Annotated in this window: 17 protein-coding genes; 8 read left to right on the forward strand and 9 right to left on the reverse strand. The window is 55.5% G+C overall.

Features of this window, described 5'->3' with window-relative positions:
* Positions 1–2: 2 nt before the first annotated feature.
* Positions 3–362, reverse strand: coding sequence for a 6-carboxytetrahydropterin synthase QueD (queD, locus tag NUV55_RS00395; RefSeq protein WP_367280302.1), 360 nt, complete (start codon positions 360–362; stop codon positions 3–5).
* Positions 363–508: 146 nt separating this feature from the next.
* On the opposite strand from queD, the gene NUV55_RS00400 reads away from it, so the two are divergent.
* The gene (locus NUV55_RS00400) at positions 509–1,324 is read left to right on the forward strand and encodes a sulfurtransferase (RefSeq protein WP_296669379.1); all 816 of its coding nucleotides are present in this window, start codon (positions 509–511) and stop codon (positions 1,322–1,324) included.
* On the opposite strand, the gene NUV55_RS00405 is transcribed toward NUV55_RS00400, so the two are convergent.
* A complete protein-coding gene (locus tag NUV55_RS00405) occupies positions 1,314–1,436 on the reverse strand; it encodes a hypothetical protein (RefSeq protein WP_296669381.1) in 123 nt (40 codons plus the stop codon). The genes NUV55_RS00400 and NUV55_RS00405 overlap by 11 nt on opposite strands.
* 677 nt (positions 1,437–2,113) lie before the next feature.
* Here NUV55_RS00405 and NUV55_RS00410 point away from each other — a divergent pair.
* Positions 2,114–4,339, forward strand: coding sequence for a hybrid sensor histidine kinase/response regulator (locus NUV55_RS00410; RefSeq protein WP_296669382.1), 2,226 nt, complete (start codon positions 2,114–2,116; stop codon positions 4,337–4,339).
* Here the strand turns inward: NUV55_RS00410 and NUV55_RS00415 are convergent, their stop codons facing one another.
* Both NUV55_RS00415 and NUV55_RS00420 read right to left on the reverse strand, forming a co-directional pair.
* The gene (locus NUV55_RS00415) at positions 4,340–5,488 is read right to left on the reverse strand and encodes a pyridoxal phosphate-dependent aminotransferase (protein WP_296669384.1); all 1,149 of its coding nucleotides are present in this window, start codon (positions 5,486–5,488) and stop codon (positions 4,340–4,342) included.
* A complete protein-coding gene (locus NUV55_RS00420) occupies positions 5,485–6,249 on the reverse strand; it encodes an HAD family hydrolase (RefSeq protein WP_296669385.1) in 765 nt (254 codons plus the stop codon). Before NUV55_RS00420 ends, NUV55_RS00415 begins: the two co-directional genes overlap by 4 nt.
* A gap of 163 nt (positions 6,250–6,412) precedes the next feature.
* On the opposite strand from NUV55_RS00420, the gene dksA reads away from it, so the two are divergent.
* The 6 genes from dksA (at position 6,413) to NUV55_RS00450 (ending at position 11,246) form a co-directional block, all read left to right on the forward strand.
* On the forward strand, positions 6,413–6,862 hold the full coding sequence (gene dksA, locus NUV55_RS00425) for an RNA polymerase-binding protein DksA (protein WP_296669387.1): 450 nt from the start codon (positions 6,413–6,415) through the stop codon (positions 6,860–6,862).
* Positions 6,863–7,003: 141 nt separating this feature from the next.
* Positions 7,004–7,798, forward strand: a complete 795-nt coding sequence (locus tag NUV55_RS00430; protein ID WP_296669389.1) for an undecaprenyl-diphosphate phosphatase — start codon at positions 7,004–7,006, stop codon at positions 7,796–7,798.
* Between the two features lie 9 nt (positions 7,799–7,807).
* The gene (locus NUV55_RS00435) at positions 7,808–8,449 is read left to right on the forward strand and encodes a DedA family protein (protein ID WP_296669390.1); all 642 of its coding nucleotides are present in this window, start codon (positions 7,808–7,810) and stop codon (positions 8,447–8,449) included.
* A 104-nt stretch (positions 8,450–8,553) separates the two neighbouring features.
* Positions 8,554–9,792 (forward strand): diguanylate cyclase, encoded by a 1,239-nt coding sequence (locus tag NUV55_RS00440; RefSeq protein WP_296669392.1) that lies wholly within the window; start codon positions 8,554–8,556, stop codon positions 9,790–9,792.
* A 29-nt stretch (positions 9,793–9,821) separates the two neighbouring features.
* Complete coding sequence (locus NUV55_RS00445) at positions 9,822–10,256, forward strand: hypothetical protein (protein WP_296669393.1); 435 nt, start codon at positions 9,822–9,824, stop codon at positions 10,254–10,256.
* A 36-nt stretch (positions 10,257–10,292) separates the two neighbouring features.
* Positions 10,293–11,246 (forward strand): hydrolase, encoded by a 954-nt coding sequence (locus tag NUV55_RS00450; RefSeq protein WP_296669394.1) that lies wholly within the window; start codon positions 10,293–10,295, stop codon positions 11,244–11,246.
* A gap of 10 nt (positions 11,247–11,256) precedes the next feature.
* Here the strand turns inward: NUV55_RS00450 and NUV55_RS00455 are convergent, their stop codons facing one another.
* From NUV55_RS00455 to NUV55_RS00475, 5 genes are all read right to left on the reverse strand, one after another.
* Positions 11,257–11,721, reverse strand: a complete 465-nt coding sequence (locus NUV55_RS00455; RefSeq protein WP_296669396.1) for a hypothetical protein — start codon at positions 11,719–11,721, stop codon at positions 11,257–11,259.
* Positions 11,722–11,793: 72 nt separating this feature from the next.
* Positions 11,794–12,498 (reverse strand): endonuclease III domain-containing protein, encoded by a 705-nt coding sequence (locus NUV55_RS00460; protein ID WP_296669397.1) that lies wholly within the window; start codon positions 12,496–12,498, stop codon positions 11,794–11,796.
* Positions 12,443–12,895 carry a chromate resistance protein ChrB domain-containing protein gene (locus NUV55_RS00465; protein WP_296669399.1) on the reverse strand — a complete coding sequence of 151 codons (453 nt, stop codon included), beginning with the start codon at positions 12,893–12,895 and terminating at the stop codon, positions 12,443–12,445. The genes NUV55_RS00460 and NUV55_RS00465 overlap by 56 nt, the downstream gene beginning before the upstream one ends.
* 111 nt (positions 12,896–13,006) lie before the next feature.
* Complete coding sequence (locus tag NUV55_RS00470; RefSeq protein ID WP_296669401.1) at positions 13,007–13,330, reverse strand: rhodanese-like domain-containing protein; 324 nt, start codon at positions 13,328–13,330, stop codon at positions 13,007–13,009.
* Positions 13,327–13,917, reverse strand: coding sequence for a superoxide dismutase (locus NUV55_RS00475; protein WP_296669402.1), 591 nt, complete (start codon positions 13,915–13,917; stop codon positions 13,327–13,329). Before NUV55_RS00475 ends, NUV55_RS00470 begins: the two co-directional genes overlap by 4 nt.
* Positions 13,918–13,919 lie beyond the last annotated feature (2 nt).

A 13,919-nucleotide genomic window follows, 5' to 3' on the forward strand; every position in this document is an offset into this window, starting at 1 on the left:
CTTCAGTCTTCCCCGCGATAGACACAACCGGCCGTGCAGGTCTCACGCACGATGACTTTGGAGAGCACCGGTAATGCGGGTTTGAGCTTGCGCCAGATCCAGCGAGCAAGGTGTTCGCTGGTGGGGTTTTGCAGACCTTCAATTTCGTTTAAATAATGATGGTCGAGCTGATCGTGAAGCGGCTGGAAAACGCGAGACAGGTCGGCGAAGTCCATGATCCAGCCAGACTGCTCCTGCACCGGTCCGGCAACATGAATTTCGATCCGGAAGGAATGGCCGTGCAAACGCCGACACTTGTGGTTTTCCGGTACGTTCGGCAAGTGATGCGCTGCTTCGATGGTAAAAATCTTGAATATTTCCACAGGAATAACCGCAAAGAAAAAATGAATATACAAGTTTAACGACTTTCGTGCGTGCCGGAAACCATGCATTGCTCTCGCGGCGTTACTGACACGGCGCTAGAATAGCTCCGCGTTCCAACCAGTCAGATTCGCCTCCCCGAGGACCCATGGCCCAAACTCACTTCCCGCTGATCGTTGAGCCGGCAGAGCTGGAGAAACACCTTGCCGCGGAAGATCTCCTGATAGTGGATCTGTGCCGACCCGAAACCTATGCACAGACTCACGTACCCGGTGCCGTGCACCTCGATTACACGCAAATCGTGGCCGCGCGGCCACCCACCATGGGCTTACTGCCGGATGCGGCGCCATTGAGCGACGTGCTCAGTTCCATCGGCATGACACCGAACCACCATGTCATGGCCTATGACGATGAGGGTGGTGGACGCGCCTCGCGCCTGCTCTGGACACTGGATGCCCTCGGCCATACCCGTTATTCACTGCTGAACGGTGGCCTGCACGCCTGGCTCAATGATCGGCACCGGGTCGATAACGAACCAGTAATGAAAAAACGGACCGACTACACGGTGAAGTTTGATAGCAAGGTCATCGCGGACAAGAATTACATCATGAAACATTTACACGATACGGGAGTGGTTATCGTGGACACGCGCACACCGGCGGAATACCGCGGCGAAACCAAGCGCGCGGAACGCAGCGGGCACATCCCCGGAGCGGTCAATTTCGACTGGATGAACGCCATTGATAAGACGCACAGCGCACGCCTGAAACCGGCGGAAGATTTAAAGCGGGTTCTGGTTGATCTTGGGGTGACGCCGGACAAGGAGGTGATAACGTATTGTCAGACGCATCACCGTTCGGCGCATACTTATATAGTTCTTAAAAGTCTGGGGTACCCGCAGGTGCGGGGCTATCCGGGATCGTGGTCAGAGTGGGGCAACAGCCCCGAAACGCCTATCGAATAAAAGGCCAGCTGGCATCGCGCTGATAATCCAGGCTGCGGTTGTCTGACTGCGCCAACCGGCGCGCGGCACGGTCGCGCAACAGTACAGCGTAGATATCACCGTCATAAACCATCGCTGCCGTTTCCTGCCACCTGCCGTCATTCAACTTCGCGGAAGTCAACGCCGATATTCTCGATCTAATATTATTTAACCACTTTTTCATTTCTCTCCTCCCCTCCGCACCGGTGATTCGGGCGTCACAACCATGATAAAAGGCAATTCCTGTGCCACTCACGGTGTCGATAAGGCATCGTCAACGAAACATACTGATTTGAAAATTGTTTCCAGAATAAAAATCCCGCAACGACGAATCACACGACCCAGATGAACGGTCGTAGTGTAAGATTCAACCTACACATTCATGCCGGCAATAATGCCGCCAGCGCCGTAATTCTCTCGTCGCCATCTGCCCGGGTAAATCTTGCTGCAAGCAATCAAGGATTTAGCCTGCATGTTCAAGATGGATGCTTGGTTTTCGCTGCTTCCTGTAGCTGTAAAATGCCCCGACAAAACCTCGTCAGATCAGAGCAGAGGTTCTTTTCTCTTCATGATGAATAACATCCGGATTCTCGTGGCCCAACCATAGAAGTACGCGAATATTTGGATGCCAGGGCTGGGCAAAGACCTGAATCTGCTGTATGGCACTCACCTTTCCTCATGTGGCCAGGCTGCCGCCACCCGATTCCCGCCGCATAAAACCAATCTACACTTAAGCTAAAGCTTTAATTCGCGGGACAGCGTCGAAACTTCATGGATCAGCGTAATTTACGCACGGAAGATCTCCTGCTTCTTCGGGAGAGGGCCTCCATTTATGCCGTGTATGGCGTGTATATCGCCAGCATCAGTGTCGTCATCGCGACATTGCTGGTGAGCTATGTCATGGCCGACGCCATCACGATTGAAGGCATCATGCTCGCCCAGACTTCCAACATTGCGCTATGGACTGTGGATGCCATGCCTTTTGTATTCGCCATGTGGGGGCAATATGCCTCCTACCGCATGGCGCGCGAGGCCAACGAGTTCGTGCAGACCAAGACACAATCCCTGCGCGAGGCGTTGACCAAGGCCGACTTCACCAGCAAGGCCAAAAGCGACTTCTTTGCCAAGATGAGTCACGAGCTGCGCACGCCCATTAATGGCATTATTGGAATGAGTGATTTGGTTCTTGAAACGAAACTGACCAAGGAACAACATCGCCACATCGATATCATTAAATCTTCGGCCAGCGGATTACTGACGCTGATCAACGATCTGCTGGATTTCTCAAAAATAGAGGCCGGCAAGCTCGAGCTGGAAGAAATTGAATTCGATCTGCGAGATTGCGTCGAGAAATCGGCCGCTTTGCTCACACAACAGGCGCACGCCAAGGGGCTCGTGCTTACCAATTTGATCCAGAATGATGTGCCCAGCCACCTGCTCGGCGACCCCGGGCGATTGCGGCAAATCATCATTAATCTACTCGGTAACGCCATCAAATTTACCCATACGGGTGAAATTGTCCTGAGCGTCAAGAAGATGACTGATGAAGCCAAGGGCCAGGTACGACTGCACGTGGAAGTAGCCGACACCGGCATTGGCCTTTCGGCAAAAAATCAGACAAAACTGTTTCAGCCCTACAATCAAGCCGGTGCTTCGACATCGCGACGCTACGGAGGAACCGGTCTTGGGCTCACCATCAGCAAGGAACTGGCGGAGGCCATGGGCGGACAGATCGGAGTGAAAAGTCAGGAAGGCAAAGGTAGTGTATTCTGGTTCACCGCCAATTTCCGCAAACCCGCCGCGTTGAGTGCCGCTCCCGCGCCTACGCAGATTAACCTTAAAGGATTGCGCGTGCTGGTGGCCGACGGCAATATTCCAACGCGTGTCGGTCTGGTGGACCAGCTGAATGCGTTGGGTCTGGAAGTGCAATCCATCGGTAATGGCAACGCGGCGCTGCAAATGGTTCGCTCCGCCGCGGGCTCGGACTTCCGCTTCGATCTGGTGCTGGTAGACATGTTCCTGCCTAACCTGAGCGGCGAGGAACTCGGGCACGAAATAAAATCACAGCCGGAAACGCGTGATACCGTACTGGTCATCCTGACTTCCGCGGGTGTTCGTGGTGATGCGCAACGGCTGAACCAGGCGGGCTTTGCCGGTTACTTCGGCAAACCCATCCAGCCCGACGACCTGCAGGACATGCTGAAAACAGTCATGGCGACGCGGAGCATGGATGAACAGGAACGCCAGCGTGCTGGCCTGGTCACCAAATACACACTGTCCGGCATGCGCAAAAAACTTGCACGCCTGCTGATTGTTGAGGACAGTGACGTCAATCAGGAAATCATGCAGAAAATGTTGTCCAAGCTGGGTTATTCGGCCGATATGGCGGTGAACGGACGAGCCGCCATCGAGGCGGCAACGCATGAGGACTACGGACTGATTCTCATGGATCTCCATCTTCCGGATATCAGCGGGATTGAAGCCATCGAAGCCATCCGAGCCCAGTCCGGTGCGCGCGCCAATACAGCCATTGCTGTACTCACAGCAGGTGCGTCGGATGGGGAAATAGCGCGCTGCCGCGCGCTGAAGGTCAATGACTTTCTGATCAAACCCCTGGATAGCAAAATACTCGCCGACACGCTGAAGCACTATCGGATCACGTCCACGTCTGTCACAAAGGATGCGCCATCTTCAGACACCTCGAAAAGCACCGCGCCGGACTCAAGGCTGGTGGAAATCTTCATCAAGGAAGCCACACAAAGACTGGACTCGCTGCGTAAGGCAGTGACATCCAATGACGCCCAGCGTGCTGCACGCGAGGCACATACCCTCAAAAGCTCGAGCGCCTATTTCCATGCCGATGCCATGCACGATGCCGCAACACGACTGGAAGAGATGGCAGACAGCGGGCAGCTCAGCAAGGCAAAACCAGAGCTGGAAAAGCTTGAGGCCGCCTACGCCCGGCTGCACACCAGCCTGACAAAGGATAAGAATTAGCTAAAGATAATTACGCAGGCGCGTCACACCTTCGCGCAAATTATCAAGCGTATTAGCATAGGAAAATCGCACATGCTGCCGCGCCCGATGGCTACCGAAGTCGAGACCCGGCGTGATGGCGACTCCGGTTTTCTCGAGCAGCCCGATGGCAAAGGCCCGGCTGTCATCGGTAAAGCGCGAGCAATCGGCATATAAATAAAAAGCACCTTGCGGCACCAGCGGGATTTCAAACCCGAGTTCACGCAAGGCCGGCAGAAGAAAATCCCGCCTTTCACGGAATATATCCCGACGTTTCTGCAATTCCTGCTGCACCGTATTGTCGAATGCAGCCAGCGCGGCATATTGTGCCGGCGTGCTGGCGGCGAGAAAGATATTCTGCGCCAGTTTGTCGATAGCCGTAACAAATGAAGCTGGCGCCACCAGCCATCCCAGCCGCCAGCCGGTCATGCCGTAATATTTGGAGAAACTGTTCACCACGAACAGATTCTGCGAATGCGACAAGGCCGTTACCGCTTCTTCTCCGTAAACAAGACCGTGATAGATCTCATCCACGATCAATACTCCACCCCGTTCCTCTACGGCACGAACAATTTTTTCCATCTCATTTGGCGGAATAAGAGTGCCCGTGGGATTGGACGGCGAGGCCAGCAACACAGCCACCGTGCGCTTGCTCCAGTGCTGGCAAACCAGGTCGGCATTCAGCTGATACCCATTCGAGGCATCCACCGGAATAGCCACCGGCTCTCCTTCGAACAGGCTGACAAAATGACGATTGCAGGGATAACCGGGGTCGGCCATAAGCACCTGATCGCCGGGATTGATCAGTGCTGCGAAGATCAGTTGCAGAGCCCCGGAGGCGCCGGGCGTGACCGCCACTCTGCCGGCATCCGGCCGTATTTGGGCCGGATAACTCGTGGCGATGGCAGCGCGCAATTCCGGCAGGCCGAGCGCTGGAGTGTAATGCGTGCGCCCCGACTGCAGTGCCGCGATGCCTGCCTGCACAATACCGGGCACCGTGGGGAAATCCGGCTCGCCGATTTCCATATGGATTACGGACCGGCCCTGCGACTCCATGGCGCGAGCACGGGCAAGAATATCCATGACATGGAACGGTTCAATTTTCGATAGACGTGTCGCGCCTGGGTTCATGGGCTCGACAACAATTGCCGGATCAACGCGAGATTGAGAATCCTTGTGCCATTCACCGGCGGTCCGGACAATATCTGAAACGCCTGGTCTGGTTCACCGAGATGATCCAGCACGATCGCCGCACCATGAAAATCATGCCGGCGCGTATAATCGTTAACAGTGATGACGGTCTGCAGTTCCGCGGCGCGCGCGGAACGCAGGCCGTTTTCGGAATCTTCGAAGGCCATGCATTGCGCCGGCGCCAGTTTGAGCGACTCAAGCACATGATGATAAATATCCGGCGCCGGCTTCTTGTCCGCCACCACATCGCCCGCCCCAATCACCTCAAACCAGGATTCGGCGTCGGCTGAGATGGCGTATCGCAACAATGCGCTGACATTATCCGGTGTGGTAGTCGTGGCGATTGCCAGGCGAATCCCGGCATGACGCGCCTCTTCGAGCAGACGCCGCACACCCGGTCGAAGCGGGATACCACCGCGCCCCAGCAGGTCGGTGTAATGGCGCGTCTTGGCGGCGTGCAGTCGCACGACCAGTGCGTCGTAATCAGCAGGTTTTCGATAATCCGGGCGGTAGCGCTCCACATAATGGCGCATGCGTTCCTTGCCACCGGTCACCGCCAGCAGTTCGCCGTACAGGCCGACATCCCACTCCCAATCAAGCCGCGCCTCGGCGAAAGCCCGATTGAAGGCCAGCCGGTGTCCCTCACGCTCGGTATCGGCCAGTGTCCCGTCAACATCGAAAATCAATGCCTTGAGTGTCATGAATTTGCACACAAAATCCGGTCAAACTGTGTCATTACGGCAGCACGCGATACAGCATCTATACTCTTTGGTTGCGGCCCCGGTGGCTTTCTGATATAAATTCGCGCTTATTTTTTTACCCCCCCCCTCCCTTCAGGGGCCACATTATCGCAGGAGTTGTAGCATGCCGGCCAGAAAAAAGAAGGAAAAGGAACAGTCCATTTCTCCCGTGATGGGCATCAAACCCTACGTGGCGAAAAAGGGCGAGAAGTACATGAATAAAAAACAGCAGGAACATTTCCGTGCTGTGTTGAACGCGTGGAAAGACGAACTGGAAAGCGAGATCACCCGCACCGTGCAACAGATGCGCGACGTGCCGGAGAATCCGCCTGATCCAAACGACCGCGCGAGCCAAGAAACCGACATGTCCCTCGAACTGCGTTCACGTGACCGCGAACGCAAGCTCATCAAGAAAATCGACGAGTCGATTGATCGTATCGCCTCAAACGACTACGGCTACTGCGAAGTCTGCGGTGTCGAGATCGGCGTCGAGCGTCTTGAAGCCCGGCCCACGGCGGAGCTTTGTATCGATTGCAAAACGCTCGATGAAATCCGCGAAAAACAGATGGGCTGAAGTCGTTTATTCATCGAAATTCCCGTCATCATTCCCGTGAGAGCGTCTGTCGGCTGACAGGCGAGCATGACTGCAAACAAGTCAGCCATGGCGTGTACGAGCGCCTGCTATTATTCACATAACAAGTTGATTGGCTGACCCATGGAACTTCCACTGTTGATCAAGGCACTGATCCTCGGCATCGTTGAGGGCCTGACTGAGTTTCTGCCAGTGTCCTCCACGGGACACCTGATCATCGTGGGTGATCTGCTCGACTTCAATGACGACAAGGGCAAGGTGTTCGAGATAGTCATCCAGCTCGGCGCCATTCTCGGCGTGGTGTGGGATTATCGCGCACGCGTCGGACGTCTGATCACAGGACTGAACACGAAACATGAACAGCGTTTTCTGCTCAACCTGTTTATCGCGTTCCTTCCCGCTGCAATAGCGGGTCTGTTGCTGCATCAGCATATCAAGACCTATCTTTTTAATCCGGTAACCGTGGCGATGGCACTCATCGTCGGCGGATTCGCCATCCTGTGGATCGAGCGGCTTTCTCTGCGCGTGCGCGTCACCAGCATGGAAGACCTCGGCTCCATGGATGCCCTGAAAATCGGCATCGCCCAGACATTCTCACTCTTCCCCGGCGTGTCGCGTGCTGGCGCCACCATTATGGGAGGCTTGCTCTCCGGCCTGTCACGCACTGCGGCCACAGAATTTTCCTTCCTGCTGGCCATGCCGATCATGTTTGCGGCCACTTTTTTTGAGCTGCTGAATAATTACACCCTGTTCGAGGCCGCCGATATCCCGGTCTTTGCCACCGGGTTTGTGACCTCTTTCGTGTCTGCGCTGATCATCGTCAAGATTTTTCTGCGTTACGTCGCCAATCATACTTTCACGGCATTCGCCGTTTATCGCATTATCTTCGGCGCGCTGGTGCTGTGGTATTTCTGGTAGCAGCTTGTCATGGAGATAATCACACAAATTATTGACATCTTTCTGCATCTCGACCATTACCTGGGCGTGTTCGTTCGCGACCATGGTTCGTGGATCTATTTGCTTCTCTTTCTGATCGTTTTTGCCGAGACTGGCCTTGTGATCATGCCATTCCTGCCTGGCGATTCCCTGTTGTTTGTCACCGGAACACTGGCAGCGGCCGGGGGCATGGACATTACGTGGATCATCGTCACCCTCATCAGCGCGGCAATCTGCGGTGACAACACCAACTATTGGGTCGGCCATCACCTGGGGCCCAAGGTTTTCCGCCGTCACGATGCGCGGTTCCTCAACCCCCGACATCTGGAACGCGCGCAGGAATTCTATGCGCGTCATGGCGCCAAGGCCGTGATGATCGGGCGATTTCTCCCCATCATCCGCACCTTCGTGCCATTCGTGGCGGGTATCGGACGCATGCCCTACCTCCGGTTCCTTTCCTTCAGCATCCTTGGCACGTTTCTGTGGGTTCTGTCGTTCGTGCTGGCTGGTTATTTCTTCGGCAACATTCCCATCGTGAAGCGCAACCTCACTTTTGTGATCTTAGGCATTGTCGTGATTTCACTGCTCCCCGGCGCCGTCCAATACTGGCGCAGCCGCCGCGCCCAGTCTTAGGCCGGTTTTTACCGGCACAATCACTGCCATCGCCTCATTCGGGTTGAAATTCAAGTCTAATCAGGACTTTGAATGTATCCCAGCGCTGCGCTATGGTTAATCTAATGGACAAACTAACGCCCGGCGCCGGCAAGACCATGCAAAGCGTCGACATCCAGCCGAATCAGGGACTGAACAAAAAACCGGAAACTTCCGCGCCCGCCGCTGAAAAGGTGCGGGTGCTGGTGGTGGATGACTCGCGCGTCATCCGCAAAGCCATCAGCAAGATTCTGAGCAACGAATTCGATCTCGTCGAGTCCGAAGACGGCGAAACCGCCTGGGAGCATCTGCTGAAGGATGATTCCATCCAGGTGCTGGTATCCGATATCGAGATGCCCAAGCTCGACGGTTACTCGCTCATTTGCCGCATCCGCGCCGCCAATTCCGAGCGTGTTCGGAGCGTCCCGATTATCGTCATCACCGGCGCGGATGACGAAATGACGCGCGAGCGCGCGTTTGCCTGCGGCGCCACCGATTTCATTATCAAGCCCATTGACGGCGTGCAGCTGCTCGCACGCACCCGCGCGCACGCCAAACTTGACCAGACCACGCGCAAACTGGAAGAAACCGCCACCGCGCTTGAAGATCAGACGGCGGTCGATCCGCTCACGCAACTGCACAGCCGGCGATATTTCATCCAGCGTGGCGTGCAGGACTTGGCCTATGCCAAGCGCCATAACAGCGACCTGTCGATTATCCGTATTGATATCGACAATTTTCGTACCCTCTACAAAAAACACGGCGATCAGGTCAGCGATCAGATTCTGATCTGGCTCGCCAAAATTCTGATAGCCACCTGCCGCACGGAAGATACCGCGGCGCGTATCGGTGGCGGCGAGCTCGCCATCATCGCGCCATCTTCAGGGCGCATGGAAGCCGCTGTGCTCTGCGAACGTGTACGCACCGCCGTCATCGCCGAACCTTTCAAGAGCGACGGTGTATCCATCCCGCTAACGGTCAGCCTCGGCCTGTCCACACTCGGTCGCGACCCCGGCGAAACGATCGAAGAGCTGCTTATGCTTGCCGATCAACGCATGACGCTGGCCAAGGCGGCTGGCGGCAATCGACTCGGCATCAGCTATCAGGAAGAAGCCCCCAAACCCGAAGAAGCCATCATCGAACAACCCGACCTTGAAACCGCGCTCAAGATGCTTGGCGCCAACGACGGCGGCAAACTGATACCGTTTCTGCCGGAGTTGATTAATCGCTGCATCCCCCTGCTGGAATTCTGCAACAAGAATCTCGACCTCGGGTTGGGGTTTGCCATCGAGTCGCTTAAAGACAAGCTCTCCGATATGCGATAATGGCTCTATCAGTTTGATCGGTAGAGACTATGAATGGCAGTGAACCCTTTTATAAAGCCTTCCGTGGCAATTTCAGCAGCATTCTGAGCTGGCAACAGCTCGACGAATTCTGGGGAGTTATGCGTGACAAGGCCGATGCCGGATGGTACATCTATGCCATTGGCACACCGGTTCCCACGCAAACATCCTCAACCGAGAATGTTGTGAAATTCGTTGACGAAGTGGGCGCACTCCTGCGCAAAGAACACTATGAGGATTATTGCGGGATCGTGTACACCGACAGCAAACAGGATCCCGCGCTGGTCAAGATTTTCGACCCCGATAATCTTGGCGTCTCCTGCGGATTCAGCAACAACCCGCCACTGCCCGGCTGGGTGCTGAGCTTGGTGCCGCCGCTGCCGCTGGAGGCTAAACGTCCATTACCCGCCGGCCGTCTACGCTGGTGGCAATCGCTCTGGCCCTGATGCCAGACCCACACGGATAAAAATAATACCTCATCCATGGATGGATGCTTTCAACCGGCCTGGTGGTGCCGTGGACCGCATGCACAAACCTTGTGGGCGCGGCTGGCACGACTGACACCAAAAATAAGCTTCTGGCGCGAACGCCTGGAACTCCCCGACGGTGATTTCATCGACCTGGACTGGTCGGAAACAGGCAGCGGACCCATTGTGGTCGTTCTGCATGGACTGGAAGGATCATCCGAATCTCCCTATGCCCGCGGAATCATGCAGGCGATTGAACGCCGCGGGTGGCGCGGCGTTGTCATGCACTTCCGCGGCTGTAGCGGCGAACCCAACCGCCTGGCGCGCAGCTATCATTCCGGCGACACGGGTGATCTTTCCTATTGTATAAACACGCTCCGCCGTCGCGAGCCGCGCACGCCGCTGGCCGCGGTTGGTTTCTCGCTGGGAGGAAACGTACTGCTCAAATGGCTGGGCAAAACCAGCGGGGCGGCATCGTTACGGGCAGCCGTTGCAGTTTCGGTGCCCTATGTGCTGGGCGGCGCTGCCGACCGGTTGAATCACGGCTTCTCGCGCTTGTACCAATGGCAGCTTTTACGTTCGCTGCGCAGCAGCGTTGCCGAGAAACGCGTTCGCATCAAGCTGCCACTCAAGATTCAGGACCTGTCAACGCTGAAAAGTTTCCGTGACTTCGATGAGTTCGTCACCGCACCCCTGCACGGTTTTGACAGTGCCGACCATTACTACACGGTGTCGAGTTCGCGCCAATACCTCAAGGGAATCACCATTCCCACGCTCCTTTTACACGCACGCGATGATCCATTCATGACTGAAAAAGCCATTCCCGGACAAAAAGAACTTTCGGAATCCGTGATTCTGGAAGTCTCGCCACACGGTGGCCATGTAGGCTTTGTCTCGGGTACTTGGCCGTGGCGGGCAAATTATTGGCTGGAAGAACGCATCCCGGCCTATCTTGGCCAGTTCCTATAACGGGTAATGCTCACCCATTTTCCTTGAAGTAATCCCGTCGCCACCAAGTGTAGAGCGCGAACCCCCACCAGCAAAAGCTAACTACAATTGCCATCAGAACAATCGCCTGCATTATCAGAGCTTCATTAATACCTTGTGATTGTAATTGGCTCTCAAATCCGCTCATCTGAGCCTTGATGAATGTCTCCAGTGCCCGGTGGCCCAGCACCAACTGCAACTTGTCCAACGTATAAAGGACCGTTGTCACAAACACCAGTGTGTAGCCCCACTTTCTTGCGCCCCACAAACCCACTCCCATCCCCAGAAAAAGCGCGGCATAAACACCATGATAAATACCGGCACTGACACCGCCACGAATTTCTCCAAGTAGAGGAACTTCGGAGGTAAACGAAAGCAATTCCAATACTGCCGAAGCCATCAACAACACAGCGGTGGCGCGGAACGTGAAATGGCCCTTTTTACTTTTCGTTTCCATGAGTAAATTCTCCATGCATTTATCGCTGTCAATTTACCTGCATTGGAATCACAGTCAATCGCTCGCAGGATTTTAGGACGTAACGGAAGGGCAACCTTCTGCCAGAGAGCAACTTCCGCATAGTGGCCGTTTTTTGCAGACATCCTTGCCATGCGCGACGATCAGGGCATGATATTCATTGAATAGCGAGACTGAATTTCCAAGCTCATTCTCAAACAGGTATCGCAATGCCTCATAGGGCTCATCGCCGGCAATCAATCCCAGACGAGCGAAAATACGCCGTGTATACGCGTCAATCACAAACACCGGGCGATTGAAGGCGTAAAGCAGGATGTCATCGGCCGTTTCGGGTCCGATCCCGTGAACATTTAAAAGTACTTGGCGCAGGTCATGAGTGGTGAATTTCGCAATCTTATTGACACCCCCCGCCTCGATCAGCCAGCGACACAGAGCTTTCAGGCGCTTGGCCTTGATGTTGAAATAGCCGGAGGGTCTGAGCCAGGCGGCGAGGCGACGGGGATGCGCCCTGACTATCGCCTCGGGTGATAGCGCTTTGGCGCACTTCAGGTTGGCAATGGCCTTTTCCACGTTGGTCCAGGCGGTATTCTGCGTCAACACGGCGCCCGCCATGATTTCGAAGGCGGAATCGCCCGGCCACCAGCGCTGGTGGCCATTAGCGGCGAAGAGCCGGTGGTAAATTCCGGGGATGGTTATACGGTCGTCAGGTTTTGGGCGGCCAACCGTGCGTTTCTTTCTGGCAGTCGCGACACCACGCATAAAGCGCATCATACATCACCATGCCGTGGCGCAGCATTTCATGGTCGTCCGCAAACACGCGTGACAAGCCGAGCGACAAGGCCATGAGCCCGGGGGCCTGCGGCGCGAGCTCGAACCGTGATGTATCCGCACCGCGCACGATGACGGCAAGCTGATGCAGCGCGGGATCGGTCAGCTTGTATTTTTTGAGAAAGGCGTCGAAGCTGCACAGTTCACCGTCGTGTGTCATCTCGACGCCGGGGATATCATAGGGAGTCGCGCCCGTTTCCCTCGCCACCTTAATAACATCCTCTGCCGGCACATAAAGGAATTCGGGGGACTTATCGATAAACCGCGCGATCAGCCAGGGACAGGCGATGCGGTCTATTTTGGGGCGTTCCCGGGTGACCCATTTCATGTTGAAACTCCCGTTACTTTGCTGTGACCTCACCTTCGGCAGCCTTGACGGCCGCCTTCCTTGACGGCCGCCCCTTCGGGGCGCGCCTCTAAACCGTCAATATATATAGCTTCATTTTGCAGCTACCTCTCCACCGCTGGATTTCCATGCCTCGAAGCCGCCTTCGACAAAGCGCGCCTTGACGCCTTTCGCCTGCAACTGATCCACCACCAAATTGCTTACTGAGCCACCTCGCACACAGTAAATGATAATGTCCCGGTCGAGCGGCAGCGCCGTGCTCCACAACGTGAGCTTGTCCGGGTCCAGCCAGGCGGCGCCGGTAATTTTCTGACTGTCGGTCTGGTAATCGCTTTTGCGGCGCACATCGAGAACCAGAATGTTCTTGCGCAGGTATAAAAGCTGTTTAAGATCGTCGGGCGATATGCTGCGGTTCATGAAAAACACTCCTGGTAAAATCGTGCGGCACTATTCCAATTGATATTTTGCATAAAGGCATCGACATAAGCTGCTGCTTTCGCGCCATAGTCCATATGATACGAGTGCTCATACATGTCGAGCGCCAGAATAGGCACGCCCCGGGCAAGATGACAAGTATGATCGGCGGCCCACTGATTGACGAGCTTGTTGTCGCGCGATGAATACACCAGCAGCACCCAACCGGAACCCCCTCCCTGCGCCTTGCCCATAGCGCTGAACTCCGCTTGCCAGTGTTCGATACTTCCAAAATCGCGCATTAGGGCGTCCTTGAGCGCGCCCTGCGGACTTCCTGAGTCACCGAGACCATCAAAATATAGCTCATGCAGGATCATCGAGTTGGTCGCGATCAATTCTTCGCGCTTGAGTCCATTGATCGTGAACACCGGCGCCTTGGCGAAATCGAGCGCTGCGAGCTGCTCGGTGATGGCGTTAAGCCGCTTCACCGCGCCACCGTAGTTGTTCTCGTAGTGGCTGACGATCAGTTTCTCGGACAGTCCCTTGAGGCGTGCGGGATCACAGGAGAGCGGTTTGATCTGGTAAGGCATAT

The organism is Sulfuricaulis sp., assembly GCF_024653915.1.
Taxonomy (GTDB): Bacteria; Pseudomonadota; Gammaproteobacteria; order Acidiferrobacterales; family Sulfurifustaceae; genus Sulfuricaulis.

What these genes read in the sequence shown, in the direction of transcription:
- NUV55_RS00405 (WP_296669381.1), bottom strand. Translation starts at nt 1,436, where the DNA reads ATGGTTTATGACGGTGATATCTACGCTGTACTGTTGCGCGACCGTGCC.
- NUV55_RS00460 (WP_296669397.1), bottom strand. Translation starts at nt 12,498, where the DNA reads ATGCGTGGTGTCGCGACTGCCAGAAAGAAACGCACGGTTGGCCGCCCA.
- NUV55_RS00420 (WP_296669385.1), bottom strand. Translation starts at nt 6,249, where the DNA reads ATGACACTCAAGGCATTGATTTTCGATGTTGACGGGACACTGGCCGAT.
- NUV55_RS00410 (WP_296669382.1), top strand. Translation starts at nt 2,114, where the DNA reads ATGGATCAGCGTAATTTACGCACGGAAGATCTCCTGCTTCTTCGGGAG.
- NUV55_RS00470 (WP_296669401.1), bottom strand. Translation starts at nt 13,330, where the DNA reads ATGAACCGCAGCATATCGCCCGACGATCTTAAACAGCTTTTATACCTG.
- NUV55_RS00455 (WP_296669396.1), bottom strand. Translation starts at nt 11,721, where the DNA reads ATGGAAACGAAAAGTAAAAAGGGCCATTTCACGTTCCGCGCCACCGCT.
- NUV55_RS00440 (WP_296669392.1), top strand. Translation starts at nt 8,554, where the DNA reads ATGGACAAACTAACGCCCGGCGCCGGCAAGACCATGCAAAGCGTCGAC.
- NUV55_RS00400 (WP_296669379.1), top strand. Translation starts at nt 509, where the DNA reads ATGGCCCAAACTCACTTCCCGCTGATCGTTGAGCCGGCAGAGCTGGAG.
- NUV55_RS00465 (WP_296669399.1), bottom strand. Translation starts at nt 12,895, where the DNA reads ATGAAATGGGTCACCCGGGAACGCCCCAAAATAGACCGCATCGCCTGT.
- NUV55_RS00450 (WP_296669394.1), top strand. Translation starts at nt 10,293, where the DNA reads ATGGATGGATGCTTTCAACCGGCCTGGTGGTGCCGTGGACCGCATGCA.
- NUV55_RS00445 (WP_296669393.1), top strand. Translation starts at nt 9,822, where the DNA reads ATGAATGGCAGTGAACCCTTTTATAAAGCCTTCCGTGGCAATTTCAGC.
- NUV55_RS00430 (WP_296669389.1), top strand. Translation starts at nt 7,004, where the DNA reads ATGGAACTTCCACTGTTGATCAAGGCACTGATCCTCGGCATCGTTGAG.
- dksA (WP_296669387.1), top strand. Translation starts at nt 6,413, where the DNA reads ATGCCGGCCAGAAAAAAGAAGGAAAAGGAACAGTCCATTTCTCCCGTG.
- NUV55_RS00415 (WP_296669384.1), bottom strand. Translation starts at nt 5,488, where the DNA reads ATGAACCCAGGCGCGACACGTCTATCGAAAATTGAACCGTTCCATGTC.
- NUV55_RS00435 (WP_296669390.1), top strand. Translation starts at nt 7,808, where the DNA reads ATGGAGATAATCACACAAATTATTGACATCTTTCTGCATCTCGACCAT.
- NUV55_RS00475 (WP_296669402.1), bottom strand. Translation starts at nt 13,917, where the DNA reads ATGCCTTACCAGATCAAACCGCTCTCCTGTGATCCCGCACGCCTCAAG.